Below are 24790 nucleotides of genomic sequence, written 5' to 3' on the forward strand. Positions count from 1 at the left end.
TTAGATCACCGACGGTGAAGCGCCCGCAGAGCACGCTTGCATGCGGCATGGATTGACCTCGATGGCGGCAGGCATGTTATGCGAGCCGTGCGATCAACCGTTCGGGGGCGCCGCTTGCGACAAGGACAATCCGTTGGAAACGCTCACCTACGTCCTGCTGCTGCTCGGCGCGCTCGCCGGCGGCTTCGTCTCGGGACTGGCCGGCTTCGGCACGGCGCTGATGGCACTCGGCATCTGGCTCTACGTGCTGCCGCCCTCGCTCGCGGTGCCCCTGGTGCTGATCTGCTCGGTCATCGCGCAGACCTCGACGCTGCCCTCGATGTGGAAGAATTTCGATCTCTCGCTGGTCTGGCCGTTCCTGATCGGTGGACTGATTGGCGTGCCGCTCGGGACCATGATGGTCGCCTCCGCGGACCCGGAGGTGTTCAGGCTGAGCGTCGGCGTGCTGATCCTGATCTTTTCGAGCGCACTGTATCTGAACAAGAGGCCGCTCGCGATCAAGATCGGCGGCCGGATCGCAGACGGTGCGATCGGCTTTGCCGGCGGCATTCTGGGCGGACTTGCCGGATTGTCCGGCCCGCTGCCGATCCTGTGGGCCAACATCCGCGGCTGGAACAAGCACGAGCGGCGCGGCATCTTCCAACTCTTTAACTTCACGGTGCTCGCCACCGCGCTGGTGTTGCAGACGGCATCAGGTCTCGTCGCCCTCAAGGTGGTCTGGCTCGCGGCCGTCGCGTTTCCGGGCACGCTGATCGGCGCATGGGCGGGCGCGCGCGTCTACCATGCGCTGAACGACAAGCATTTCGGCGATGTCGTGCTCGGCCTCTTGTTTCTGTCGGGCCTCACGCTCGTCTGGAACAGCCTTGGCGCGCATTAAAGCGCCGCGAACTCGCGGGAGGTCACTTTCGCTACGCGGGAGCACGGGCGGAAGGCGCGACCGGCTTGGCTTCCACCGTCTCCGCGGCCTGGTCCCGCGGCGCGAAGCGCTTGCCGAACTCGCGGCGCAGCAGCCACAAGCTCAAGCCGGCCTGCAGCGTCGTCGCCGCGATCGAAAGATACCAGACGTGCTCGATGCGGAATCCGGGCCGCGTCGACAGCCAGAGCACCGGCACCGAATAGGTGAACACGCGCGTGAGCGAGCTCAGCAGCACAGGCTTGGTGTTGCCGAGGCCCTGGAACATGCTGGAGCAGGTGAAGATGAGGCCCTGCGCCACCATGTTGAGCGAGATGATCCGCAGGAACAGGAAGGCGACCTCCATCGTCGCCCGATCGTTCGAGAATCCGGCCAGCAGCAGCTCCGGCTTCAGCTGCGCGAGGATCATGAAGCCGACCGCCACGATGGAGGTGATCAGCACCGATTTGACGAAAGTCTCTCGCACGCGCGCGGCGTCGCCAGCGCCGAAATTCTGGCCGGCGATCGGCCCGGCCGCCAGTGCAACCGCGAGCGCCGGCATCTGGATGAGGGCGAGGACGCGCTGACCGATACCGAATCCTGCCTGTGCCGCCGCGCCGAAGTCGCGCAGCACGTAGTAGACTACCGCCATGAAGATGAACATCATTGCGAACTCGCCGCCGGCCGGCAGACCGACATTGAGGATGCGCTTGAAGTGGCGTGGTTGCGGACGCCACTGCACCGGATTGAATGCAACGTAGCGCTCGACCTTGCGAAAATACGCCAGCAGCATCAGGACGCCGGCGCCCACCGCGATCGTGCTCGCCAGTCCGGCGCCGGCGACACCGAGCGGATAACCGGTGCCCCAGCCGGAGATCAGGACCGGCGCCAGTGCAATGTTGATGATGACGGCAAGGACCCGCACCAACATGGCGGGGCGCACGATGCCGGTCGCGCTGAGCGCGGAGGCAATGACTTGCATGACGAATTCCAGCGCGAGCGCCGGCATGAACCACACCAGATAAGTGGTCCCCGCCTCGATCGTGGCCTGGTCAGCGGCGATCGAACGCATGTAAAGACGCGACAGCACCGCTCCCGTGACCAGGGTCAGCAGGCCGAACAGCACCGACAGCGCGACCGCCTGATTGAAGATCAGATTGGCGTCCCGCCGGTCCTTGCGTCCCACCGCATGCGCAATCAGCGCCACCGTCCCAACGCCGAGCACCTGTATCAGGCCGTTGACGAGAAAGCCGGCATTGCCCGCCGCGGCCACGCCTGCCACTGCGGCATCGCCCAGCCCCGACACAAAGTAGAGATCGACCAGCTGGCAGATCATGATCGAGATCATGCCGGCCATGATCGGCGGCGCCATGCTCAGGATGTGGCTAGCGATGGAGCCGCGCGTCAGGTCTTTCATCTCATTCCATCCCTCGACGCCGTGACGGCGGGACTTCGCCCCGCCGCCGCGCGCCTCACTCCGCTGCTGCGATCTGTCCGAGCTCCACCACCTGACGCTCGAACAGGCCGCGATAGATGCCCCCTTGCTTGGCTGCGAGCACCGTATGCGTGCCCTGCTCGACGATCTCGCCGCGGTCGAACACCAGGATGCGATCGAGGCTCCTCACCGTCGACAGCCGGTGCGCGATCACGATCGAGGTGCGCCCCTTCATCAGTCGCTCCATCGCCTCCTGGATCAGCGCCTCCGATTCCGAATCGAGGCTCGAGGTCGCCTCGTCCAGGATCAGCACCGGCGCATCCGCCAGGAAGGCGCGCGCCAGCGCGACGCGCTGCCGCTCGCCACCCGACAGCTTGACGCCGCGCTCGCCGACCAGCGTGCCGTAGCCCTTCGGCAGGCGCAGGATGAAGTCATGCGCGTTGGCGAGGCGGGCCGCCTGCTCGATCGCGTCAAGGCTGGCACCGGGCCGGCCATAGGCGATGTTCTCGGCGAGCGTGCGGTGAAACAGGATCGGCTCCTGCTGCACGATCGCGATCTGGCTGCGCAGCGATTGCTGCGTGGCGAGCGCGATATCCTGCCCGTCGATCAGCACGCGGCCGCCGGTGACGTCGTAGAGCCGCTGCACCAGCTTGACGAAGGTGGTCTTGCCGGAGCCGGAGCGGCCGACCAGGCCGACCCGCTCGCCGGCGCGGATCCTGACCGACAAGCCGTCGTACAGCGGCACGCGATGGCCGCCATAGTGGAACGTGACGTCGTCGAACACGATCTCGCCGCCCTCGATCGCGATCGGCCGCGCGTCGGCCGCATCGGCAATGCCGATCGGCTCGTCATGGATCGCCACCAGCTCGTCCATGTCGTTGACCGAGCGCTGGAGGTTGTTGATGTGCATGCCGACGTCGCGCAAATAGGCGTGGATGATGTAGTAGCTGGTCAGCACATAAGTGACGTCGCCGGGCGAGGCGTGACCTGACATCCACAGCAGCACCGATCCGCCGATCACGGACGCGCGCAGGCACAGCAGCAGCGAGAGCTGCGACATCGCCGTGTAATTATAGCGGTACCAGGTCCGCCGCACGCGCACGCGCCAGCGGTTGATGACACCGGCGAGCCGCGTGTCCTCGCGCGACTCCGCGCCGAAGGATTTCACCACGGCATTGCAGGTCAGCGCATCCGCCAACGTGCCGCCGACCTTGGTGTCCCAGGCATTGGAGACGCGGGCCGCCGGCGCGATGTAGCGGGTCGAGAGCACCACCGTGATCGTGACGTAGAAGATCGCCCCGATCGCGATCACCACGCCGAGCGAGGCCCAGTGCATCCCGATCAGGATCACCGAGCCCACCAGCACCAGCAGCGAGGGCGCCAGCGCCATCAGGATGGTGTCGTTGAGCAGGTCGAGCGCCCACATGCCGCGAGTGATCTTCCGCACCGTGGAGCCGGCAAAGGAGTTCGCATGCCAGTCGGTCGAGAAGCGCTGCACGCGGGTGAATGCCTCTTGTGCGACGTCCGACATGGTTTTGAGCGTGAACGGCACGATCGCCTGCAACCCTGCGAGCCGCAGCACCACCGAGGCCGCGCCCAGCGCCACGATGGCGCCGAACGCGACCAGCGCGGCATGGCGCGCATCGGGATCGGACGGTCCGCGGGTCAACGCATCGACCAGATGTCCGGAGAAGACCGGCATGAACAGGTCGGCGACGGTTGCGCCCAACAGGCCGCCGGCCACGACGAGGCCGCGCACCGGCTGCTTCAGCCAGTGCCGGAAGACGAAGGGCAGCACCACGCGAATGGCGGCGGGCTTCTTTGACAGAGCGGTCATGGCATCATCCGGCCGCTTCGCGCGGGCCGGCTCCATCGATGGACGCGAGTCGGCCCAAAGGCCGCGACGGCGTCACGTAAGACTGACTTTGACTTGGGAAACGAAGCGATCGGGACGCTTGGCCAAAACCTTGGCCCAATCGAAGCTGGCGGAAGAGGCCTCTAACAGGCCGCGTACATACCGAGCCAGAACGTGATCGAGGTCATCATCGAGCGCGGGCGTACGATCTGCGATTGCGACGACATCATGCAAATCTCTCCCCGGTTCGAATGAATGAGGTGCGCTTTATAGATGTGTCGCCAGCCGATTGCAACGGGGCTCGCGCGAGATCACGCACGAGTGTTGCAAATTAGTGCGCGTCGCCGGCCGCGCCGAACGGGGAAGCCGGCTTGTTCAGCAGCGCGACCAGCAGGCTGAGACCGAGATAGAACAGCGCCAGCATGAGGAAGACATCGCCGAAGCTCATCACCACGGCCTGACGATGCACGATCTGGCTGAGCTGCTTCATCGCCATCAGCGCGGAATCGCCGAGCCCCTGGAACTTCTGCATCAACATGGTCAGGGTTTCAGTCGCGGTCGCGTTGCCCCAGGTCACCCGCTCCTGCAGGCGGACGATGTGCAGGTCGGTGCGTTCGTTGAGCACGGTGTTGATGACGGCGAGGCCGACCGCGCCGCCGAGATTGCGCATCAGGTTGAACAGGCCGCTCGCGTTCTTCACCTTCTCGGGCGCGAGCGTGCCGAGCGCGATGTTGTTGGTCGGCACCATCGCGAACATCATGCCGATGCCGCGCAGGATCTGCGGTACCAGCAGCTCGTAGAAATCGTATTCGCGCGTGATAAAGGTCATCTGGTAGGAGCCGATCGCGAACACGATGAGGCCGAATGCGATCATGTAGCGCATGTCGACCTTCGCCATGAGCCGGCCGACCAGCGGCGCGACCAGGAACATGGTGATGCCGGAGACGAACATGGTCTCGCCGATCATCAGCGCGCTGTAGCCGCGCACTTCGGCGAGATAGCGCGGGTAGATGTAGGTCAGGCCGTAGAGGCCGATGCCGATGCAGAATTGCAGCGTGCATCCGACGGCGAAATTGCGGTCGGAGAAGGTACGCAGATTGACGATCGGCTCGGCCGCCGTGAACACGCGCCAGAAGAAGGCGATGGCCGAGAGACCGCTGATCCAGGCGCAGATCGCGACCGACGTGTCCTGCATCCATTGATGTTGGGATCCTTCCTCCAGCACGTATTCCAGCGTGCCGAGGAAGCTCGCCATGAACAGCAGGCCCCACCAGTCGAAGCGGTCGAGCAATTCGAAATGCGGCTCGTCGAAATCGACCAGCGCCAGCACACCCAATGTAATGCCGATGCCGGGCACGACGTTGATGAAGAACAGCCAGTTCCACGACATCAGGTCGGTGATGTAGCCGCCGACCGTCGGCCCGATGGTCGGGGCCAGCGTCGCGACGAGCCCGATGATAGGGCCGACGATGTGGAATTTCGTGCGCGGAAAGACGGTGTAGGCCGAGGCGAACACGGTCGGGATCATGCCGGCGCCGAGAAAGCCCTGCAGCGCACGCCAGAGGATCATCTCCTCGATCGTCGTGGCGAAGCCGCAAAGCAGGCTTGCGGCCGTGAAGCCTGCCGCCGAGATCGCGAACAGCAGCCGCGTGCCGAAGGCGCGCGACAGGAAGCCCGACAGCGGGATCGCGATCACCTCGGCGATCAGATAGGCGGTCTGAACCCAGGACACCTCGCTGGAGCTCGCCGACAGTCCGGCCTGGATTTCGTTCAACGAGGCCGAGACGATCTGGATGTCCAGGATCGACATGAACATCCCGAACACCATGATGATGAACGCGAACAGCCGCTTCGGCGCAATGCGCTCCGAAGCGGGATCCGCCATCATGGCAGGTGAAGCGGTGGTGGCGGTGGCCATGTGTCAGCTCGGACTCATCTCACCTCTCCCGCAAGCGGGAGAGGGAGCGCACCTGCATTCGGGGCAGCGGCGCGGCTCATGTCATCGTCCCTACTGCGGATGAACCGCGGTGGGATGGTCGAGGTCGACCTCGCTGTCGGCGTCGGCGGCGCCCTTGTTGGTGTCGACGGTGGCGTAGACCGACATGCCGGCGCGGAGCAGGTTCTGCTTCGCCACCGATTTGGGCACGCGAATGCGGACCGGCACGCGCTGCACGATCTTGGTGAAATTGCCGGTGGCGTTGTCAGGCGGCAGCAGCGTGAATACCGAACCCGCGCCGGCCGCGATGCTGTCGACCACGCCGGAAAACTTGCGCATGCCATAGGCATCGACCTTGATCGTCACCGGCTGTCCCGGGCGGATGCGCTTGAGCTGCGTCTCCTTGAAATTCGCGTCGATATAGACCTCGTCCAGCGGCACGATGTTGCCGAGGCGCTGGCCAACCGCGACGAAGTCGCCGGTGTTGACCAGGCGGTTCGAGAACGTGCCGTTGACCGGCGCGCGCACCGCGGTGAAGCCGAGGTCGCGCTCGGCCTTGGCCAGCGTGGTCTTGAGCTCGGCAAGCTGGGCCTGCGCTTCGGCCTGCTGCGCCCTGGCGACGTCGACATTGCTGACGGCAACCTCAAAGGCGGCCTTTGCAGCCTTGACCGCGGCGGCGCCCTGGTCGCGTCCGGCCTCCGAGCTTTCGAAGGTGGCGCGCGAGGCAAAGCCCTTGCTGCTCAGCGCCTGCTGGCGCTCGTAATCGAGGTCGGCGCGCTTGAGGCCCGCTTCCGCGGAGACGAGCTGCGCCTTGGCCTGGGCGACCTGGCTATCGAGTGCGGCGACCTGGCGGCCGATGCGATCGATGGTGGTCTGCTGGGTCGCGATCTTGGTCGCGGCGGCTTGGACCGCGATCCTGTAATCGCCGTCGTCGATGCGGAAGATGATGTCGCCGGCCTGGACGGGCGTGTTGTCGCCGGCGAGGATCGCGGAGATATGGCCGGCAACGCGCGCGCCGAGCATGGTGTTGTTGGCGCGGACATAGGCATCGTCGGTCGAGATGTAGAAGCGGCCGACCAGCGTGTAATAGCCGGCATAGCCCGCAACGGCGAACGCGAGCGCGAGGCCGAGGCCGGTCAGGACGAATTTGCGCTTGCCGGATTTGGGCGCAGCGGCGGCGGGCGCTTCCGCCCCGGGTGCCGGCGGCTTGTCGGTCACCGGACTCTCCGGCGCCTCGCGGGCCGGACGCTTCGCCTCCTCGGCGACATGAGGGCGCAGTTGCTCGGCAGGGAGTGCGGATGCCTCGGAGCCAGGATCGCCGCCCGCCTGGCCCTCCACCGCTTCCTGGCGAAGGACGCGAGCCGTCTGGTCTCTCGATGCGGCCATCCAGGCCTCCCCACAAACGCAACCGAGGGCGCCCTCTGTTGCGGGCGATCTCCTCGCTGGATCTCAAATACCATTGACCGAACGGTTCGGTCAATATAGAGATTATGTCCTGCAGACCTTACTGCCGCGAATCCTTCGTTGGCGTTTCATGGCCCTGATCCGAACCAAAAAGCTTCCGAGACCCTAAACCAATGGTTGTAGCTGCCGGCGAACAATTGCACGTCGTCCCGGACGAGGACAATTCCAAGCGCCGCCAGATTCTGGACGGTGCCCGCAAGGTGTTCATGGATCTTGGCTTCGACGGCGCCAGCATGGGCGAGATCGCCCGCGCCGCGCAGGTCTCCAAGGGCACGCTCTACGTCTATTTCGCCGACAAATTCGCGCTGTTCGAAGCCATCGTCGAACAGGAGGCGCTCCAGCATGGCCAGGTCGTGTTCAGTTTCGATCCCGAGCGCGAGGCCGAGACCACGCTGAAGGAGTTCGGCCTCGCCTATCTTCACCTGGTCTGCCGCCCCGGTGGCGGATCCGCGATCCGCACCGTGATGGCGATCGCCGAGCGCATGCCTGATGTCGGCCGCCGTTACTATGCGCGCGTGCTGGACAAGAGCATCAAAAGCCTCTCCGCTTATCTGAAGGCCCGTGTCGCCTCGGGCGATCTCGCGATCGACGATTGCGATCTCGCCGCCTCGCAGTTCATGGAGCTCAGCAAGGCCTCGCTGTTCCTGCCCTTCGTGTTCCAGGCGGCGCCCGCGCCGTCGGAACAGCGCATGAGTGCGGTGGTCGAGAGCGCAACGCGGATGTTCCTGGCGGCGTATAAGGCGAAGTAGCCGCGCGTTGCGCCTGCGGGCCGGGCGGCTATATTGCGGCCATGTCTCGTGATCTTCGCCCGCCGGTCGACATCCTCCACTACGAGATCGTCCAGGAACAGGCTTCCGCGCTTGGACGGATGGGCCGCGCCCTCGAACAGAGCCTGTCGCGCTTGCGCGAGTTCGACGCCGCCCACGCAGCGACCGATGTGCCGGAAGCGATGCAACCGGCCAGGCGCAAGCTGGTGCTGGAAGCCGGCCAGGCGCTTTGGATGTTCGTGGTGCAACGCGAGGCGTCCGGATTGCGCGACAGCCGCCACATCATGCGCACCTACAACGTCCCGGGTGAAGTGCAGCGCTGCATGGGATTGGCACCCGCGCCGCGGAAGCCGACCGCCGGATGAACTCCGGCTCCGCTGAGCTCAAGTCCCGACTTCTTCCATTGCGCGCCACCCGTGCAGGACGCGCCGCCCCTCCCGCGCGAACGCAAAGCAGTTGCCGCCGCCGGCGGGCTGATCGTGGATGCGGGCGATCGCATGGCCCGCCATGTGGCAGAACAGCAGCGTGCCGACCGCGCCGTGGCCGACGAACAACACGTCGCCGGGACGATGTCGCGCCAGCACCGCCTCAGCCTCGCGCACGATCCGCGCCTGTGCATCCGCGGCACGCTCCCAGCCGCGCACGCTGAGATGAGGCGCGGCGAAGAACTGGTCGGCGACGGCTTCGAACTCGGCCGGCTTCAGGAAGCCGGTCGCCGAACGGTCGTTCTCGTGCATGGCCTCGCGGATCTCGATCATGAGTCCGAGCCGAGCGGCAACGATCTCGGCGGTCTCGATCGCCTTCCGCTCGCCGCTGGAGACGATCTGCGTCGTGCTTGCGAGCCAGCCTGCATTCGCCAAGGCTTCGGTGCGCGCGCGACCCACCGGGCTCAGGCCCCATTGCGGCACCGGCACATCGGGATCGATTTGCACCTGCGGGTGGGTGAGATAGCGGACGATAGACATTGCCTTTGACGCGATCGTAGCCCGCATGGAGCGAAGCGGAATGCGGGGACAGTTTTTCCCGGATTGCGCTTCGCTCCATCCGGGCTACTGGCAAATCGGGCTATTCGTCGATGTACTCGTCGTCTTCCCGCTTGTGCATCGTGCTCTTGCGAGCACCGAGCGAACCGGTCACCGACGGCTCGCGCCCGCTCGCATAGGGCCTGCGCGATTGCGCGCGCGAGGCGACCTCTTCGCCCGACACCGCGGCCGGCTGGCAGATCAGGCGGCGGCTGGCGCGGCGCATCAGATCGACATGGATGTGATCGTAGTGAAAGACGTTGGAGCCCGGCGCCAGCACGGTCGTGAAATGCGCGCAGGCCCCAGCCTGCACGTCGCGCAGGAAGCCCTGCTCTTCCGGCATGCCGCGCCAGCCGTCCTTGATGGTGATGCGGCGGCCGTCGGCGAGCACGAAGGCGGAAATGTCGAGGGCGTTGCCGAAGGCGTGCTCCGAAATATGGGCCCGCGAATTGCCGTTCATGCCGCGGCAGGAATAGGCGGAGATCTGCTTGATCTCGGCGACGCGCACGCCGAACCAGCGCATCGCCGACGGCTGCACCGTGTCGGCGAGCCAGCGGTCGAGCTCGGACACGATCGGACAGGCGAGCGTCGCGGTCGGCTTGATCGCGACGGGACCGACGCTCGTGACGGGATTACCCTGCGCAGGACCAAGACGCGGCAGCGGCTGCTGCGCCGGCGCCTGCGAGTAAGGCGCCGGACGAGCCGGATAGCTCGGTGTGTTCATGTAGCGCGCCGCCCCCGCGGCATCGGTGCCCTCGGGCGGCAGGTCGATCTCGTCTTCCTGCGCGGCCACGCCGGGGGCGTTGAGCGACATCGGTCCGGTCGAGGTGCCGTAGCCGGTGGGCTGGCGCACCGCGCTCTCGGGATAGTTCGAGGGCTGCGGATAGGACGATGCGGGATATCCCCGGCTCTGCGGATAATTCGACTGCGGCTGCACCGGCCAACGCGGCTGGTTGCCGATGCTGCCGGGCGGGCGCAGCGCCTCGTCGGCAAAGCCATAGGTGCCGGAGGCTTCGCCGATGGCGGCTACCTTGAGCGGAAACTCGGCGCCGCAGCTGCCAGGCCCGGAGATCGGGTCGATGCGGACGATGTCCGCACTTTCCTTGACTGCGCCCGATTTCAGGCATGCGGCTTCTGCCTCGGCCCGCCACGGTTCGCGTTCGGCCTGGAAGAAGCCGCGACCGCAACCCGCTAGCGAAACAAGGACGATGGAGCCGACGAGATACAAACGAACTCCGCGCGTCATGAACGCACGTTCGGTGAATTTACTTAAAGACTCTTCAACGTGTTGATTTCAGTGTTCTTTAACCCTACCGGGCGCGGCGGCACCGGTTGCTGCCGATGACGAGCGACAGCGAGCCTGACTTTTTCGAAAAGAGACTTTCTGTTAACCATGACGGCCGCGGCAATGCGCGCGACCGCGGGAGCGACCTCATGACGTTCGCCGGCAGACTGAGCGTTATCACCGCCTACCTCGCCATGGCCTTCGTCGGCGCCATCGTGCTCGGGATGATTTAGACTCAAAGCACACAGTGACTCTCTTCCCTTCTCCCCTTGTGGGAGAAGGTGGCGCGCGAAAGCGCGACGGATGAGGGGTTCTATCCTCGCGGCACAGTGCTTGTGGAGACAACCCCTCACCCAAGTGAATTCGTGTCGACCAGCGGAGCTGCCCTCTCCCACAAGGGGCGAGGGCACAACAATGCGCATCGCCGCGAGCTACGACCGCGCGCTCCATTGAGGTGACGTCGTGATCAGCTCCTCCCGCGGCGCTTCGACCCGCGTCCAGTCGTTGCCGGAGCACCAGAAGCGGCCGAGCGCGCAGGCTTCGACGTGCAGCTTGCCGGAGCTCTTCAGCGTCATCGTGGCGTAGTAGGTGTTGCCGCTGGAGCGGCTGTAGATGCTGCCGGTCCAGACATTGTGCTTCTTCGGCTTCATGTTGACGAGCACGCTCTCGCCCCGGCTCGTCGCTTCGCTGAGCGCGTAGCCGCACAGCGTAGCTCCACAGCGCTCTATGCGGACCGTGCCCTTGGCGCCGGCGCTCTCCCATTCGCCGAGCGGCGCATGGCCTTCGTCAGCGCCGATCTGCGCCACCGCTGCGGTCTGATTGATCTCGGCGCCCGGGACGATGACCGGCGGCTCGATGCGCGGCGGTTCGAGCGCGGCGGTCTTCGGCTGATCGATGCGCTCCAGATCAACCCGCGGCGGACCGTCGCTCAGCGCCTCCATTCTCGAAATCTCCAAGCTTGGCGCCGGCGGCGGTGCAACGGGCTGCGACGTCGCCGCGGCAAGCACGGGAGGCGCCGGTGCCGGCACCACCACAGCCGCTTGGGGCGGCTTGACCGCTGCCGTCGGACAAGCCGGCTGCGGCGCCTGGACCACCGGCGCGGGCGCCGGCTGCGCGGCTCGTGCCATGCCGACATCGTCCGTCGACCTGAGGCTGCGCCTGGAAGCCACCGTGATACAGGACGCAGATCGGCAATTGCGCGGCGCCTCGACATGGAACCGGTTGCCGCCGATCGAGAACGTGTAGGCGCCGGCCTGCGCCGTCGGCGCGATCGCCAGCAACGTGATCGATGTGGCAAGACAGGTGGCAAGCCAGGTTGCAAGCCGCTGCATCTGCGTTTCCCTCGGTGTCGCGACGACGTTACGCAGCGCAGGCGCGGCTGAATGTGCGCTGCATCACCCAGGCGTTGTTCGCTCGTTGTGACGCCCATCACAGAACGCCCGACCGCCGCGGCTTAGGGTCGAACCACGCTTCATTCACCAGCGACACCAGTCCATATCGGGACCGCGCTATTTTCGGAGGTTGTCATGAACAAGCTCTCCATCGCCGCCACCGCCCTCTTCCTGGCTTCGACCGCCGCCGCGCATGCCGGCAATTCGATCTCGTTCCAGATCGAGGGCCAGCACATCCGCATCGAGACGCCGCGCAACTGCGCTTCGCTCAATTGCGTGACCATCGTCGCGCCGGGCCTGTCGGACAAGCCGATCAAGCTGAACAACATCAACCTCAAGGGTCTTGGCGGCTCCAAGGACGATGACGACGACACCACGCCGGCTCCGGCGCCCACGACGGCGCAACCCACGCCGGCTCCCGTGCAGCAGCAGCCCGTGCCGCAAGCGACTGCGCCGGCAGCGCCAGCCGCGCCCGCTGCCCCAGCCGCGACCGCTGCCGCCGCTCCTTCTGTCGGCTTCGACAGCTCGCAGCCTGCTCCTGTTGCTGCGCCTGCCCCTGTTGCCGCTCCCGTCGCCGCGGCTCCCGCGCCGGCTCCGGTGGCTGCCGCGCCCGTGGCCGCAGCGAACTCGCCGATCGGCATCTGGGCGACCGAAGAGAACAAGGGCAATGTCCGCGTCGAGCAGTGTGGCGCCAATCTCTGCGGCTATGCCGAGAAGACCAATGAGCGCATCCTGATCAACATGAAGCCCGAAGGATCGAAGTGGAGCGGCCGCATTCGCGATCCCAACTCCGGCCGCAACTACGACTCCACGATCTCGATGAAAGGTCCGAATACGATGCGCGTGCAAGGCTGCGCCTTCGGCGGCATGTTCTGCGGCGGCCAGACCTGGAAGCGCGTGAGCTGACCCGCGGAGCGCATCGCGAAAAGTAGACAACTCTTCGTCATGCCCGGGCTTGTCCCGGGCATCCACGTTCTTCGTACCGCAATCAAGACGTGGATGGCCGTGCCTTCGCCGCGCCGTAGCGGCTTCGTCCGTGCAGGCGGGACAAGCCCGGCCATGACGGAAGGATAGCTAGCCCCTGCCCCGACGACAGACGTTCATCCACCATTCAGCCACACCCCGTTGAAATCGCCCGATCTCGCCTCACGCTCTCACCGGGACTCCTTCGTGACATCAATGCTGGCTTGGCGCCGCCTCGTATTCGCGCTCGCCCTGCTGGCCTTGCCGCTGGCAGGCGCTGGTGTAGCGTGCGCATCCGAGACGATCGAGTTCGCACAGGCGCAACCGCAAGCCCAGCCAACGCCCGCGCCTTCGCCGACGGCGACGCCGGCACCGTCTGCAGACGCACAGCCCCCCGCCGTCGAGCCGATCGGCAACGTCGCGACCGTGACGGGGATCGCGACCGTGATCCGCGACAAGAATTCCTATCCGCTGCGCGTGCGCGACGATATCTATCTCAACGACATCGTGCAGACCTCGTCGAACTCCGCGCTCGGCATCACCTTCAACGACGCCACCACGTTCAACCTCTCGGCCAGCGCGAAGATCACCATCGACAATTACGTCTATGACGACGGCGGCAAGCAAAATTCGGCGATCTTCGACGTCGGCAAGGGCACGGTTGCCTTCGTGGCGGCCGCGGTGGCGAAGACGGGCGACATGAAGATCACGACGCCGACGGCAACGCTCGGCATCCGCGGCACCACCGGGGTCGTCGACGTGCCCGAAGGGGCGGCGGCGAACCGGGCGCGCAACGTCAACATCAAGCTCTATCCCGACGCCGACGGCCGGGTCGGCCACATCGATGTCGAGGAACGCGCGAGCGGCGCGCGGCTCGGCGCGCTGACGCAAGCCGCGAGCGGCTTTGCGATCCGAGCGGGCGCAGCCACGGCCGGCGGCATGCGCTTTGCTGCCGTGCCGATCATAATTCCCGCGCAGCAGATCGCGCGCGACCGCGGCTTCGTCGGCCAGGTGCATCTGGCGCAGACTGCGGGCCGGCAGATCGTCATCGAGCAGCGCGACTTCCGTCGCGCCAATCCGGCTGCGCTCAGCCGCATTCCGCGGCCGGCACAACCGCCGCAGCAGCAACAATTGCGGCCGACGACAACCCCAGGCCGGCAGCCGCAACGACCGAACGTCCAGCCGCGACAGGACAATCGTCCGGGTCAGCAGCAGCCGGGCACGCCGAGCCGGCAGGGACTACAGCAAGGCATGCAGCCGCAGCCCGGCCAGCCGCAAGGTGCCGGCCGTCCACGCGTACCGCAGACCCTGCCGCAGCGTGGTGGACAGATTCAGCCCGGAGGAATCGTGCCGCCGCAACCGGGCGGGACACAGCAAGCAGGTCCGCAGCAGCCATTGCCGCGCACAGGATTGCAACCGGGCCAGCCTCCGGCTCAACAACCAGGTATGCAGCGCCCCGGCGGCTTCCAGCCACGCCTCCCCGCCGCGCAACGTCCCGCAGCGCCGCACAGACCCGCGCCCGCTCCGAAGGAGAAGGAGCGGCGGTAGTCTTCCTTCTCCCCTTGTGGGAGAAGGTGGCGCGAAGCGCCGGATGAGGGGTTCTATCCACTCGCCGGACCCGCTCGTGAGGATAGAGACCCCTCACCCGTCTCGCCGCTATTGCGGCGAGCCACCCTCTCCCACAAGGGGAGAGGGTGCACCTTCAATGCCGCACTGAAATTGCGCGTAAATAACTCACGCCTCGCCGCGCAGCCAGGCCTTCACCTTCCGCAACAGGCCATGCCGCAATTCATCGACGGAAGCTGCTTCCGCTTGTGTCAGCGTCTGCAATGATGCATGGATGTCGTCTTTCGCCAACGGCGACACCGGCTCGGAAACCTGCTCCGGGGCGAACAGAGGCGCCAGCCCTGCCGCCGCGAGCGCGATCGGTCCGATCTGAGTCAGGAAGACGCGTTCGTATTCGCGCGACAGACGGGCGATCGCGTCGTCCAGCGTCAGCCAGTCGACCGCCTTGATGTCGTTCATCAGTTTGCGGACCGGCCCGCCGTCGGCCTCCATCCGCCAGTAATGCACGACCTTGGAGCGCCCGCCGGACTGATAGACCAGCGTGCCCAGAAATTCGTGCACGGCCACGTCGTGGCCGGTCTCCTCCAGCACCTCGCGGTGCGCGGCTTCCCTCGGCGTCTCGCCGTCATCGAGCTTGCCCTTGGGCAGGACCCATTCGTTGCGCTTGCGCTGGCGCACGACTGCAACCAGCGGCACCGGCGCGCGCCGCAACACAATACCACCCGCCGCCATGACCGGCGCCCGCGCCATCGTCACATCCGTATCGATCGAATCGTCCCCGCCCGACGATATAGGCGGCGGGGGCGGCGGATTGAAGGCTACTTTCTCCTGAGCAGCGCTTGACCGGCCCGAATGCGTGTGCCCTCGGCAATGCCGTCGCAGAAGGAGAAATCGCCGGGCGCGAGGATGATGATGGTCGAGCCGTGCTCGAACCAGCCGAGCTCCTCGCCTTTGCTCACGTTGACGTCGCAGGGAAAATTGACCGAGCCGCGCGTCTGCGCGTTAAGCACCATGTCGAGGAAGTGCAAGCGGATGCTCGCGACCAGGATCGCCGCCACCGGGACCAGTGTCACGGCTTCGCCGGTCGACAAATGCGTGCGGATCACCGCGCGCTCGTTCTTGCAGAACAGGCGCTCGACGCGCTTGAGCGCGATCGGGTTGACGTTCCAGACGTCGCCATGGATCAGCGTGACCCGCTCGATGTGCGCGTCATAAGGCGCATGGAAGCGGTGATACATGCTCGACGTCAGCCGCAGCGTAACGAAAGAGCCGTTGCGGTGCTGCTCGACCAGCGCGGAATCGCCGACGAGATCGAGCAGCGAATAGGGCGCGCCCTTGACCTGGAACAGCTCGGTGTCCGCGATTTTCCCGTGAGCGCCGACGATGCCGTCCGAGGGGCTCGCCACCACTGCAGGATCAGGATCGAACGGCCGCAGGCCCGGCTTCAGCTCCCGGGTGAAGCAGTCGTGCAGACTCTTGAACTGCGTCTTGCGCGCCTCCGACAGATCGAGGTCGGAGAACAGCTTCCACAGCGCGATCGAGAAATCCCGCACCAGGGGATTCTCGATCTTGGAGAACCAGCCCATGAAGCGGGTCAGGGCCGCGCGCGGGATGCGGTTGGTCAACAGGAAGTTGAGGTCTTCCTGCTGGGTGAAAGAGGCGATGAGGGCTTTGACTGTCATGAATCTGTCAGCTCGCAGGTTTAGCGCTTGTTGTCATGGAAACGACACTCCCGATTCTCTCGATGTCCGTGGCCGCCGCAGCGTCCGCTGCCGCCGTCCTCCCGAAGATCAAGGCGCGGGTCGAACTCTCCCGCGCCAAGCACCGCTCGCTGGCCGGGCACTCGAAGATGTCGCGCCGGGTGGCGCGGCTGCTGCCGTTCTACGAGTTCGAGGGTGATCAATACTTCGCCTGCGACGGCGCGCCGGCGAACATCGCAGCGCAACGCAAGGACGCCTTTTTCCGTCTCGCCAGGCTTTACGCCGAGCGCTACCCCCGGGGTCGCGCGATGACGAAGGAAGCGGCGGAGACGATCTCCGACCTGAACTTCACCGAAAGCTACCGCGTGCCGTTCCAGTTCTCGCGTCTCGTCCGCGAGCATCTGGGCACGTCGACCTTCATGGAATCCTCGCGCGGCGTCACCGTCACCGACGTCGACGGCAACACCGCTTACGACCTCACGGGCTCCTACGGCGTCAACATCTTCGGCAACGACTTCTACAAGGAGTGCATCGAGGGCGCCGAGAAGCGCGCGCATGCGCTGGGCCCCGTGCTCGGCCCCTACCATCCCGTCATCCTCGAGAATGTGCAGCGGCTCTGCCAAATCTCCGGCCTCGACGAGGTCTCGTTCCACATGTCCGGCACCGAGGCCGTGATGCAGGCGGTGCGGCTGGCGCGCTACCACACCAAGCGCACGCATCTGGTTCGTTTCGCCGGCGCCTATCACGGCTGGTGGGGCGACGTGCAGCCGGGCGTCGGCAATCCCATTCCTGCGCACGAGACCTATACCCTCGCCGAGATGTCGGAGAAGACGCTGCATGTCCTGCGCACGCGCAAGGACATCGCCTGCGTGCTGGTCAACCCGCTGCAGGGGCTGCATCCTAACGCCAACGCGCCCGGGGATTCCTCGCTCGTCGATTCCTCGCGCGAAGGCCATTTCGATCGCGCGGCCTACACCGAATGGCTGAAGAAGCTGCGCGAAGTTTGCAGCGAACGCGGCATCGTCCTGATCTTCGACGAGGTGTTCGTCGGCTTCCGCCTCGCCGCCGGCGGCGCCCAGGAGTATTTCGGCGTGCGCGCCGACATGGTGACCTACGGCAAGAGCCTCGCCGGCGGCCTGCCGGTCGGCGTGGTCTGCGGCAAGCGCGAATTGATGCGGCGCTTCCGCGACGACCGCCCCGCCGACATCTGCTTCGCCCGCGGCACCTTCAACTCGCACCCCTACGTCATGACGGCGATGGACGAGTTCTTGAGCCGCCTCGCCAGCCCGAACTTCCGCGCCGTTTATGATGGGCTGGAGGAGACCTGGAACGGGCGCGTGAAGAAGCTCAACCAGATGATGCAGGATGCCGACCTGCCGGTGCGCTTCGCCAACTTCTCCTCGATCTGGACGGTGAAATACACCACGCCGTCCCGCTACAATTGGATGCTGCAATATTACCTGCGCGCCGAAGGCCTGGCGTTGAGCTGGGTCGGCACCGGACGGCTGATCTTCAGCCTCAACTACACCGACGCCGACTTCACCGAAGTCGCCGACCGCTTCGTCCGCGCCGCGCAGAAGATGAAGGCCGACGGCTTCTGGTGGCACGATGGCGTGCTCACCAACAAGCAGATCAAGCGCCAGATCCTGAAAGAGATGCTGGCCAAGCGCTTCGGGCGCTGAGGCTTTCTGACACTTGGCCCCGATCACCGCTCGCCCTTCTCCCTCGCCCCGCTTGCGGGGAGAGGGTCGGGGTGAGGGGGACTCTCCGCGCGTGCGGTGAGCATTGACGCACGACCATCTGGCAGCATCCCCGCGGAGAGTCCCCCTCACCCGAATTTGCGCTCCGCGCAAATTCGACCTCTCCCCGCACGCGGGGAGAGGTGAAGGAAGCACCGCGTTCGCAGTCCCGAACACGTGGATGCCCGGCACAAGGCCGGGCATGACGTAGCCATCAGACATCGGAGCGTGTCGCGTGCGCCGCGCGCTTCAAGCGTGCTGCTCTTCGAGCACGGGCTCGTCGATGAAGCCCAGCGTGTGCTCGGGATTGAGGTGCAGGCCGGGATCCATCAGCTCGCCGCGCATCAGGGCGAGCGGAGCACCGCGATAGAGCATCAAATCGTGGAACGGATCGGTCAGGATCTTGGTCATCCAGACGAGGCCGGTCTCGACGTCGCGGATGAAGAACAGGTGCACGGTGCGGAACAACAGGCCGCCGCCGCCGACCACGAGCCAGATCTTCGCCACCTGCCGCATGAAGTCGGTCGCGCTCTGCCAGGGCGTGAAGATGCCGAACAGGGTGGGATCGACGACCAGCACCAGCGGCGACAGCGCCCAGATCGCCATCAGCACCACCTTGCGCTGCAGATTGTAGCCGACCTTGATCTCTTCCTTGTACTCGTGCGTCGCCTGATTGATGTGGTCGTAGGTGTGCGGCTCGAAGAAGAAATGGCCGGCCTGGCGCGAGGTCATCGACACCAGCCAGCCGACCAGCGCGGAGACGACGGGATCGATGAACAGCCAGACATAGGCGAAGAGGAAGCTCAGCGCGCTGACGAAGTGCAGGCTCTGATTGATGCGGCTGTGGTGATAGTAGCGATGGTCGTCCCAGCGCTGGATCCGCAGCTGCTCGAGATAGTTCTTGATCATGCTCATCCCCAAAATGCTTTCGGGTTCAGGATTTACAGAGATTCGATGTAGGCCGTGTGACATCATCATTTTGTCATGTGACGATGTGCAGCGGCGCGATGACGCACGCGACGCGTGAGCTCAAGCCGCCTTGGCGACGTCGACCTTGCGGAAGCGCACCAGCGAGAAGTGTCCCAGCGGCGGAATCAAGCGGCGCTCGGCAAGCTCGATCCCGTGCGCGCCGGCGAGCCATTTGGCGTAGCGCGACCAGGCGAACTCGGCGGTGCGGAAGCCGAGCGGACGCACCACCGGCTGCAGCTTCTGCTCGATGAAGCGGCGCATGCCGGTGTCGGCGCTGACGCGGGTGAGGATGATCAATTCGCCGCCCGGACGCAGCACGCGGGCGAATTCGTCGAGCGCCTTCTCCGGGTTCGGCACGGCGGTGACGACGTATTGCGCCATCACGACGTCGAAGGAATTATCGGGGAATTCGAGCTTCTCGGCGTCCATCACCGCGAGGCCCTCGACGTTCTTCAGCTTCTGCTCCGTCACGCGGCGGCGCGCCTTGTCCAGCATCGCTTCCGAAATGTCGGTGCCGAAGATGCGCAGGTTCGGCGCGTAGAGCGGCAGCGAGATGCCGGTGCCGACGCCGACCTCGAGCACGCGGCCGCCGATCTTGTTGGTGGCCGCGATCGCGGCCTGCCGGCCCTTGGCGAACACGCCGCCGAACACGAGATCGTAGACCGGCGCCCAGCGGTCATAGGCCTGCTCGACCGTGCCGCGCGTGAGGTCGAGCTGCTGGGTGCCGTCAAGGTTCATGATCTTAGCCATCGATGAGGTTCTCGCTGTGGTTCGAATAAACGGTCAGCCGCGCACCGGCCGCCGCGCCATGCGAGGCGAGGCGCGCAAGGAGCGGCTGGGCTGCAGTGAGGTGAGGTTGCCGACGAACTGGCGCGCGCTGTTCTCCCAGGAGCGCTCCAGCGCGAAGTTGCGGCAGGTCTCGCGTGACATCGTGAGCGCGCGCAGGCAGGCGGTGCGCAGATCGTGGTCGATCGCGCCGATCGGGTGATCGGCAATGACGTCCTTCGGGCCCGTGACCGGAAACGCCGCAACCGGCGTGCCGCAGGCGAGCGCCTCGAGCTGCACCACGCCGAAGGTGTCGGTCAGGCTCGGAAACACGAATACGTCGGCCGCGGCGAGATGCGCGGTGAGATCCGCCCCCTTCTTCTCGCCGAGGAAGACTGCGTCCGGATATTTCTTCTCCAGCGCCGCCTTCTGCGGGCCGTCGCCGACCACGACCTTGGTGCCGGGCAGGTCGAGCGAGAGGAACGCTTCGAGATTCTTCTCCACCGCCACGCGCCCCATCGTCATGAAGATCGGGCGCGGCAGGTCGAGCTGTGCCGGAGCGTCGGGATGAAACAGCCCGGTGTCGACGCCGCGCGTCCAGAAGCCGAGCCGCTTGAAGCCGCGCTCGGACAGCTCCTGCCGCAGCGAGGGCGTCGCAACCATGGTCATGGCGGCGGCATCGTGGAAGTGGCGCAGCACCGCATAGCCGACGCCCGCCGGGATGCCGGTCCGCACCGAGACGTATTCCGGAAAGCGCGTCGTGTAGGAGGTGGTGAAGGCGAGCCGGTTGCGGCGGCAATAGGCGCGCGCCGCCCAGCCGATCGGGCCCTCGGTCGCGATATGCAGCGCCTCCGGCGCGGCCTTCTCGATCCGCCGCGCGATCTCCTTCGCCGAAGGCAGCGCAAAGCGCAGGCCCGGATAGGTCGGCAGCGGCCAGGACGGAAAGCCGTCGGGGGTGAGGAAGTCGATCTCGACGTCGAGGGTCTTGGCCGCATTCGCCAGGGAGGTCAGGGTGCGGACCACACCGTTGACCTGCGGATGCCAGGCGTCCGTCGCGATTAATACCCGCATGGGAATATCCCGAGAGTTTGATGATTCTCAGGCATCGACCATCAACGAAGGTTATTTCAGGCGTGTGACGTCACAGAAGTGTCGGCGTGCTGTTTTGTTCGTTAACGAGCCGCCGGAGCCACGAAACTGTCATGAAACAATTCTTGCGGCCGTGAAACCGTTTTCGGTTTTCCGCGCAAATGTCCCGAAACGTTTTGCCGTTAGGAATTCAGCCAACGGAGCACCGCAACGGTGCCGCGGTGAGCAAAACACCGAGCAAACAGGGGCGATCACATGTTCAATCTGGACACGTTCAAGACGTTTTCGCGCGCCGTTGCACTCAGTGCCGTCGCGGTCTCCGCAATCACGTTCGCTGGCGCAGCCAAGGCCGCGCCGGTGCAGATCTTCCCGTTCTTCCAGCCGCTGCCGCCGATGACCGCGCCGCAGCCGCTGCAGCCGTATCAGCCGTCGTATCAGCCCTATCAGGCGCCGACCTACCAGACCGAGCCCGAGGATCAGGACGCGGTCGAGCTGCCGGCCCGCTTCCGCCGCCAGACCGTCTCTTACGCGACGCGCGAAGCGCCGGGCACGATCATCATCGATACGCCCAACACCTATCTCTATTACGTGCTCGGCAATGGCCAGGCGTTGCGCTACGGCATCGGCGTCGGCCGCGACGGCTTCACCTGGTCCGGAATCCAGTCGGTGAGCCGCAAGGCCGAGTGGCCGGCCTGGACGCCGCCGCCGGAAATGATCGCCCGCCAGCCCTATCTGCCGCGCCACATGGCCGGCGGCCCCGGCAATCCGCTTGGCGCGCGCGCCATGTATCTCGGCGGCACCATCTACCGTATCCACGGCACCAACGCCCCCGAAACGATCGGCAAGCGCGTGTCCTCCGGCTGCATCCGCATGACCAACGAGGACGTCACCGACCTCTATTCCCGCGTCAACGTCGGCACCAAGGTGATCGTGCTGCCGATGACCGAGCGCCGCGCAGACCTCGGCGCCGCGAGCCGCTGAAGCGACAGGACAACGTAACGCGAACGGCCCCGGAACCCACCGGGGCCGTTTTCGTTTGCCCTGACATCCCGTTGCGCCTGTTGCGGCGCAATCCCCGATGGAGGCGCAAATGCGACCACGAAGGCAACCCTCGCCAAGCCCATGGCTGCACGCCCTCGCCGGCGCCGGAGCACTGACGCTGCTCGTGTCCGCGCCCGCCTCGCTCGCGCAGCAACCCGCGCCTGACGACGCCGGCAAGCAGGCTTTCAACAATTCCTGCCGCACCTGCCATTCCATGAAGGAAGGCGACAATCGCCTCGGTCCCAATCTCAACAAGATCGTCGGACGCAAGGCCGGCTCGCTGCCGGACTACAATTACTCCTCGTCCATGAAAGAAGCCGGCTTCGCCTGGGACCAGGACAAGCTCACCCGCTTCATGGTCAAGCCGGACGAGGTCGTGTCCGGCCACAAGATGCAGCCCTATGGCGGCATCTCGAAGGACGAAGCGGGTAAGGTGGTTGCGTATCTGCAAGCGGCGGGCGGGCAATAGATCGCAACGCGCTCTTTCCGCTGTGCGATTGCGGTGCGCTTACCGGCTGACTGCGCCCCGCCACTCCGCTATCAGCCTCAGCCACGCCGCGGCGTGGAACGCGCTCATCAAGAGATACATCGGCACCATCCCGCCGAGCAGAGAGCCCTGCCCGGCGCCGCACAGCATCTCCGCGGGCCCACCCCCGGGCAAAGCCGTCAGCACGGCCATGATGGCGAAGGTCGGCGTGGCCGCCAGCCCCAGCCATCTGGCGAGGTGGCGCGCGGTCGCCACAACGTCCGGGCTGGCGCCGGGGACCGCGCTGACCGGCCGGTCATTTCCGTTCTCCCGCGGCCTCCTCGCGAAACGCTTTCTCGCCAGCGTCCGAGATCTCCACCCATCGCTTGTCGGGCGCGGCGCCTTCGGTGTAGCTGTCGTGCCAATTCCACCATTTGTAGGTCGGTGTCTGCGGATAGCCTTCCGGCGAGTCCTCCCACACCTCCTGGCGGCCGAGCGGGGTGATGTCGAGATAGTTCCAGGTCCCGCCCATCTGCTCGTCGCCGCGGCTCTTGACGAAATAGGTGCGGAAGATGCGTGTCCCGTCTCGGTAGAACACATTCGTCCCGTGCCATTCGTCGACGCCGAAATCGGCATCGAAGCTGTCGGTGATGGTGACCCAGGGCATGATCCAGCCCATCCGCTGCTTCAGCCTGACGATGTCGGCTTGCGGCGCGCGCGAGGCGAACACCAGCGTGGTGTCGCGGGCATTCAAGTGCGAGACATGGGCGACCTGGTCGGCCACCATGGAGCAGCCGCGGCAGGCGTGATCGGGCCAGCCGAACACACCGGGCTCGAAGAAGGCGCGATAGACGATCAGTTGCCGCCGGCCCTGGAACAGGTCGTGCAGACTGAGCTTGCCGCCGGGCCCCTCGAACGCATAGGTTTTGTCGACCGCCATCCACGGCATGCGGCGCCGCTCGGCCGCCAGGGCGTCGCGGGCACGGGTATGCGCCTTCTCCTTCACGAGCAGCTGCAGACGGGCCGCCTCCCAGTCCTGCGGCGACACCACCGGCGGTGTCTGCATGGCGGTCTTTCCGTTGGTTCCTGCTTTTTCTGCTGATGTCATCATGACTCTCCAAAGCTTTTGCTCGACGTCCTGCCAACGATTTCTGGCACTAAGCGGCCACGGTGCGGGAGTAACAAGTGTGGCGGGATTGACATGGAATCGCTGATCACTGCCGCTGCGCGGGCGTTAGAGGCCGGCGATCCGCTCGGCGCCCTGAACCGCGTCGCGCTGCGCAACGATGCGCCGTCGCTGGCGCTGCGCGGCATCGCGATGGCGCAGCTCGGCGATCTCGCCAAGGCCAAGTCGCTGCTGCGCACCGCCGCGCGCGCCTTCGGTCCGCGCGAGGCAGTGGCACGCGCAAGATGCCTGGTGGCCGAAGCCGAGATCGCGCTGGTCTCACGCGATCTGAACTGGCCGGTGAAGACGCTTGCGGCGGCACGCGCGACGCTCGAACAGCACGGCGATCTCGTCAATGCCGCCCATGCGGGCCATGTCGAGGCGCGCCGCCTGCTTCTGGTCGGGCGCCTCGACGAGGCCGAGCGCACCCTCGCCGAAGTCCGTCCTGCGATGCTCCCGCCCGCGTCGCAGGTCGTCCGCGAGCTCGTGCTCGCCGGCATCGCCATCAGGCGGCTCAGAACGAACGACGCGCGCACGGCGCTCGGCCGCGCGGCTCACGCGGCGCGCCTTGCAGCCATTCCGGCGCTCGTGGCCGAGGTCGACAGCGCGAGCCTGATCCTCGACACGCCGGCAGCACGCCTGATCGCCCGCGGCAGCGAACATCCGCTCTTGCTGGGAGAGGTCGAACGTCTGGCGACCTCGACGGCGCTGGTCGTGGATACCTTTCATCACGTCGTGCGCAGGCAAGGCGCCGCGGTCTCGCTCGGAACGCGTCCCGTGCTGTTCGCGCTCGCGCGTCTCCTGGCCCGGGCATGGCCTGCGGATGTCTCGCGCGAGACGCTGATATCCGGCGCCTTTCAAGCCAGGCACGCCGACGAATCGCACCGCGCGCGCCTGCGCGTCGAGATCGGACGGCTCCGCAGCAAGCTCGCGCCGCTGGCCGATATCAGCGCGACGAAGCAGGGCTTCGTGCTGGCGCCGCGGAAGACGCGCGACGTCCTCGTGCTGGCGCGGCCCGTTGAGGAGAAGCACGCCGCCGTCCTCGCCTTTCTTACCGACGGCGAGCCATGGTCGAGCTCGGCGCTCGCGCTTGCGCTTCGCATCAGTCCGCGCACCGTGCAGCGCGCGCTCGAGGACCTGGCGCGGTCGGGCAAGGTGCAGTCGTTCGGACACGGACGGGCGCGCCGCTGGATGACGCCGCCCGTTCCGGGTTTCCCGACAGGCTTGTTACTCCCCACGCCGCTCCTGAAGACGTAGGATGGGCGCAAGCATGAGGGATC

Annotated in this window: 24 protein-coding genes; 10 read left to right on the top strand and 14 right to left on the bottom strand. The window is 66.0% G+C overall.

What is annotated here, in order from left to right; genetic code table 11:
* Positions 1-133 precede the first annotated feature (133 nt).
* Positions 134-877, top strand: coding sequence for a sulfite exporter TauE/SafE family protein (locus tag I6F36_RS28935; protein ID WP_036038352.1), 744 nt, complete (start codon positions 134-136; stop codon positions 875-877).
* A 31-nt stretch (positions 878-908) separates the two neighbouring features.
* Here the strand turns inward: I6F36_RS28935 and I6F36_RS28940 are convergent, their stop codons facing one another.
* The 4 genes from I6F36_RS28940 to I6F36_RS28955 form a co-directional block, all read right to left on the bottom strand.
* On the bottom strand, positions 909-2309 hold the full coding sequence (locus I6F36_RS28940; protein ID WP_225172661.1) for an MATE family efflux transporter: 1401 nt from the start codon (positions 2307-2309) through the stop codon (positions 909-911).
* A gap of 55 nt (positions 2310-2364) precedes the next feature.
* Positions 2365-4164 (bottom strand): ABC transporter ATP-binding protein, encoded by a 1800-nt coding sequence (locus I6F36_RS28945; protein ID WP_225172662.1) that lies wholly within the window; start codon positions 4162-4164, stop codon positions 2365-2367.
* 349 nt (positions 4165-4513) lie between these two features.
* Positions 4514-6100: a DHA2 family efflux MFS transporter permease subunit gene (locus I6F36_RS28950; protein ID WP_225155362.1), complete on the bottom strand. Its 1587-nt coding sequence runs from the start codon at positions 6098-6100 to the stop codon at positions 4514-4516.
* Between the two features lie 90 nt (positions 6101-6190).
* The gene (locus I6F36_RS28955) at positions 6191-7504 is read right to left on the bottom strand and encodes an HlyD family secretion protein (protein ID WP_225172663.1); all 1314 of its coding nucleotides are present in this window, start codon (positions 7502-7504) and stop codon (positions 6191-6193) included.
* 191 nt (positions 7505-7695) lie between these two features.
* Here I6F36_RS28955 and I6F36_RS28960 point away from each other — a divergent pair, with 191 nt between their 5' ends.
* Both I6F36_RS28960 and I6F36_RS28965 read left to right on the top strand, forming a co-directional pair.
* On the top strand, positions 7696-8331 hold the full coding sequence (locus tag I6F36_RS28960) for a TetR/AcrR family transcriptional regulator (protein ID WP_057026938.1): 636 nt from the start codon (positions 7696-7698) through the stop codon (positions 8329-8331).
* Between the two features lie 41 nt (positions 8332-8372).
* Entirely contained in the window at positions 8373-8714 is a 342-nt protein-coding gene (locus tag I6F36_RS28965) for a DUF6665 family protein (protein ID WP_225139092.1), read from the top strand.
* Positions 8715-8732: 18 nt separating this feature from the next.
* Here I6F36_RS28965 and I6F36_RS28970 read toward each other — a convergent pair whose 3' ends face one another.
* Both I6F36_RS28970 and I6F36_RS28975 read right to left on the bottom strand, forming a co-directional pair.
* Positions 8733-9314 (bottom strand): histidine phosphatase family protein, encoded by a 582-nt coding sequence (locus I6F36_RS28970; RefSeq protein WP_225172664.1) that lies wholly within the window; start codon positions 9312-9314, stop codon positions 8733-8735.
* 100 nt (positions 9315-9414) lie between these two features.
* Complete coding sequence (locus tag I6F36_RS28975; RefSeq protein ID WP_036028419.1) at positions 9415-10617, bottom strand: extensin family protein; 1203 nt, start codon at positions 10615-10617, stop codon at positions 9415-9417.
* A gap of 95 nt (positions 10618-10712) precedes the next feature.
* Between I6F36_RS28975 and I6F36_RS28980 the strand changes: the two genes are divergently transcribed.
* Entirely contained in the window at positions 10713-10889 is a 177-nt protein-coding gene (locus I6F36_RS28980) for a hypothetical protein (RefSeq protein ID WP_157783985.1), read from the top strand.
* Positions 10890-11087: 198 nt separating this feature from the next.
* Here the strand turns inward: I6F36_RS28980 and I6F36_RS28985 are convergent, their stop codons facing one another.
* Entirely contained in the window at positions 11088-11987 is a 900-nt protein-coding gene (locus I6F36_RS28985; RefSeq protein ID WP_036028423.1) for a DUF2147 domain-containing protein, read from the bottom strand.
* A 195-nt stretch (positions 11988-12182) separates the two neighbouring features.
* Here I6F36_RS28985 and I6F36_RS28990 point away from each other — a divergent pair, with 195 nt between their 5' ends.
* Both I6F36_RS28990 and I6F36_RS28995 read left to right on the top strand, forming a co-directional pair.
* Positions 12183-12953 (top strand): DUF2147 domain-containing protein, encoded by a 771-nt coding sequence (locus I6F36_RS28990; protein WP_225128356.1) that lies wholly within the window; start codon positions 12183-12185, stop codon positions 12951-12953.
* A gap of 273 nt (positions 12954-13226) precedes the next feature.
* Positions 13227-14558, top strand: a complete 1332-nt coding sequence (locus I6F36_RS28995) for a FecR domain-containing protein (protein WP_036028426.1) — start codon at positions 13227-13229, stop codon at positions 14556-14558.
* Between the two features lie 186 nt (positions 14559-14744).
* Here the strand turns inward: I6F36_RS28995 and I6F36_RS29000 are convergent, their stop codons facing one another.
* Positions 14745-15326, bottom strand: a complete 582-nt coding sequence (locus I6F36_RS29000) for an NUDIX hydrolase (RefSeq protein ID WP_036028428.1) — start codon at positions 15324-15326, stop codon at positions 14745-14747.
* Between the two features lie 68 nt (positions 15327-15394).
* Positions 15395-16258, bottom strand: a complete 864-nt coding sequence (asd, locus tag I6F36_RS29005; protein ID WP_225172665.1) for an archaetidylserine decarboxylase — start codon at positions 16256-16258, stop codon at positions 15395-15397.
* Positions 16259-16293: 35 nt separating this feature from the next.
* Here asd and I6F36_RS29010 point away from each other — a divergent pair, with 35 nt between their 5' ends.
* Positions 16294-17958, top strand: a complete 1665-nt coding sequence (locus I6F36_RS29010) for an aminotransferase class III-fold pyridoxal phosphate-dependent enzyme (RefSeq protein ID WP_225128360.1) — start codon at positions 16294-16296, stop codon at positions 17956-17958.
* 306 nt (positions 17959-18264) lie between these two features.
* On the opposite strand, the gene I6F36_RS29015 is transcribed toward I6F36_RS29010, so the two are convergent.
* The 3 genes from I6F36_RS29015 to I6F36_RS29025 all read right to left on the bottom strand — a co-directional run bounded on the left by I6F36_RS29015 (position 18265) and on the right by I6F36_RS29025 (position 20820).
* Positions 18265-18924, bottom strand: a complete 660-nt coding sequence (locus I6F36_RS29015; RefSeq protein ID WP_025034507.1) for a membrane protein — start codon at positions 18922-18924, stop codon at positions 18265-18267.
* Between the two features lie 120 nt (positions 18925-19044).
* Positions 19045-19734, bottom strand: coding sequence for a methyltransferase domain-containing protein (locus tag I6F36_RS29020; RefSeq protein WP_036003432.1), 690 nt, complete (start codon positions 19732-19734; stop codon positions 19045-19047).
* 33 nt (positions 19735-19767) lie between these two features.
* Positions 19768-20820, bottom strand: coding sequence for a glycosyltransferase family 1 protein (locus I6F36_RS29025; protein WP_057026948.1), 1053 nt, complete (start codon positions 20818-20820; stop codon positions 19768-19770).
* Between the two features lie 273 nt (positions 20821-21093).
* On the opposite strand from I6F36_RS29025, the gene I6F36_RS29030 reads away from it, so the two are divergent.
* On the top strand, positions 21094-21819 hold the full coding sequence (locus I6F36_RS29030) for a L,D-transpeptidase (RefSeq protein ID WP_109144693.1): 726 nt from the start codon (positions 21094-21096) through the stop codon (positions 21817-21819).
* Between the two features lie 97 nt (positions 21820-21916).
* The gene (locus tag I6F36_RS29035) at positions 21917-22348 is read left to right on the top strand and encodes a cytochrome c family protein (RefSeq protein WP_036003413.1); all 432 of its coding nucleotides are present in this window, start codon (positions 21917-21919) and stop codon (positions 22346-22348) included.
* Between the two features lie 39 nt (positions 22349-22387).
* Here I6F36_RS29035 and I6F36_RS29040 read toward each other — a convergent pair whose 3' ends face one another.
* Both I6F36_RS29040 and I6F36_RS29045 read right to left on the bottom strand, forming a co-directional pair.
* On the bottom strand, positions 22388-22621 hold the full coding sequence (locus I6F36_RS29040) for a hypothetical protein (protein WP_225172666.1): 234 nt from the start codon (positions 22619-22621) through the stop codon (positions 22388-22390).
* Positions 22622-22661: 40 nt separating this feature from the next.
* A complete protein-coding gene (locus I6F36_RS29045; protein WP_225172667.1) occupies positions 22662-23456 on the bottom strand; it encodes a thioredoxin family protein in 795 nt (264 codons plus the stop codon).
* Between the two features lie 90 nt (positions 23457-23546).
* Here I6F36_RS29045 and I6F36_RS29050 point away from each other — a divergent pair, with 90 nt between their 5' ends.
* The gene (locus I6F36_RS29050; protein WP_225172668.1) at positions 23547-24767 is read left to right on the top strand and encodes a helix-turn-helix domain-containing protein; all 1221 of its coding nucleotides are present in this window, start codon (positions 23547-23549) and stop codon (positions 24765-24767) included.
* Positions 24768-24790: the final 23 nt, after the last annotated feature.

The organism is Bradyrhizobium sp. BRP19 (assembly GCF_020194195.1).
Lineage (GTDB): Bacteria > Pseudomonadota > Alphaproteobacteria > Rhizobiales > Xanthobacteraceae > Bradyrhizobium > Bradyrhizobium yuanmingense.

Coding starts and splice junctions, on each gene's coding strand:
- I6F36_RS29045 (WP_225172667.1), bottom strand. CDS start 23,456: ATGATGACATCAGCAGAAAAAGCAGGAACCAACGGAAAGACCGCCATG.
- I6F36_RS28990 (WP_225128356.1), top strand. CDS start 12,183: ATGAACAAGCTCTCCATCGCCGCCACCGCCCTCTTCCTGGCTTCGACC.
- I6F36_RS29025 (WP_057026948.1), bottom strand. CDS start 20,820: ATGCGGGTATTAATCGCGACGGACGCCTGGCATCCGCAGGTCAACGGT.
- I6F36_RS28950 (WP_225155362.1), bottom strand. CDS start 6,100: ATGGCCACCGCCACCACCGCTTCACCTGCCATGATGGCGGATCCCGCT.
- I6F36_RS29015 (WP_025034507.1), bottom strand. CDS start 18,924: ATGATCAAGAACTATCTCGAGCAGCTGCGGATCCAGCGCTGGGACGAC.
- I6F36_RS28985 (WP_036028423.1), bottom strand. CDS start 11,987: ATGCAGCGGCTTGCAACCTGGCTTGCCACCTGTCTTGCCACATCGATC.
- I6F36_RS29020 (WP_036003432.1), bottom strand. CDS start 19,734: ATGGCTAAGATCATGAACCTTGACGGCACCCAGCAGCTCGACCTCACG.
- I6F36_RS28945 (WP_225172662.1), bottom strand. CDS start 4,164: ATGACCGCTCTGTCAAAGAAGCCCGCCGCCATTCGCGTGGTGCTGCCC.
- I6F36_RS28965 (WP_225139092.1), top strand. CDS start 8,373: ATGTCTCGTGATCTTCGCCCGCCGGTCGACATCCTCCACTACGAGATC.
- I6F36_RS28980 (WP_157783985.1), top strand. CDS start 10,713: ATGACGAGCGACAGCGAGCCTGACTTTTTCGAAAAGAGACTTTCTGTT.
- I6F36_RS29035 (WP_036003413.1), top strand. CDS start 21,917: ATGGAGGCGCAAATGCGACCACGAAGGCAACCCTCGCCAAGCCCATGG.
- I6F36_RS29030 (WP_109144693.1), top strand. CDS start 21,094: ATGTTCAATCTGGACACGTTCAAGACGTTTTCGCGCGCCGTTGCACTC.
- I6F36_RS28960 (WP_057026938.1), top strand. CDS start 7,696: ATGGTTGTAGCTGCCGGCGAACAATTGCACGTCGTCCCGGACGAGGAC.
- asd (WP_225172665.1), bottom strand. CDS start 16,258: ATGACAGTCAAAGCCCTCATCGCCTCTTTCACCCAGCAGGAAGACCTC.
- I6F36_RS28940 (WP_225172661.1), bottom strand. CDS start 2,309: ATGAAAGACCTGACGCGCGGCTCCATCGCTAGCCACATCCTGAGCATG.
- I6F36_RS29010 (WP_225128360.1), top strand. CDS start 16,294: ATGGAAACGACACTCCCGATTCTCTCGATGTCCGTGGCCGCCGCAGCG.
- I6F36_RS28955 (WP_225172663.1), bottom strand. CDS start 7,504: ATGGCCGCATCGAGAGACCAGACGGCTCGCGTCCTTCGCCAGGAAGCG.
- I6F36_RS29050 (WP_225172668.1), top strand. CDS start 23,547: ATGGAATCGCTGATCACTGCCGCTGCGCGGGCGTTAGAGGCCGGCGAT.
- I6F36_RS28975 (WP_036028419.1), bottom strand. CDS start 10,617: ATGACGCGCGGAGTTCGTTTGTATCTCGTCGGCTCCATCGTCCTTGTT.
- I6F36_RS29000 (WP_036028428.1), bottom strand. CDS start 15,326: ATGGCGCGGGCGCCGGTCATGGCGGCGGGTGGTATTGTGTTGCGGCGC.
- I6F36_RS28995 (WP_036028426.1), top strand. CDS start 13,227: ATGCTGGCTTGGCGCCGCCTCGTATTCGCGCTCGCCCTGCTGGCCTTG.
- I6F36_RS28970 (WP_225172664.1), bottom strand. CDS start 9,314: ATGTCTATCGTCCGCTATCTCACCCACCCGCAGGTGCAAATCGATCCC.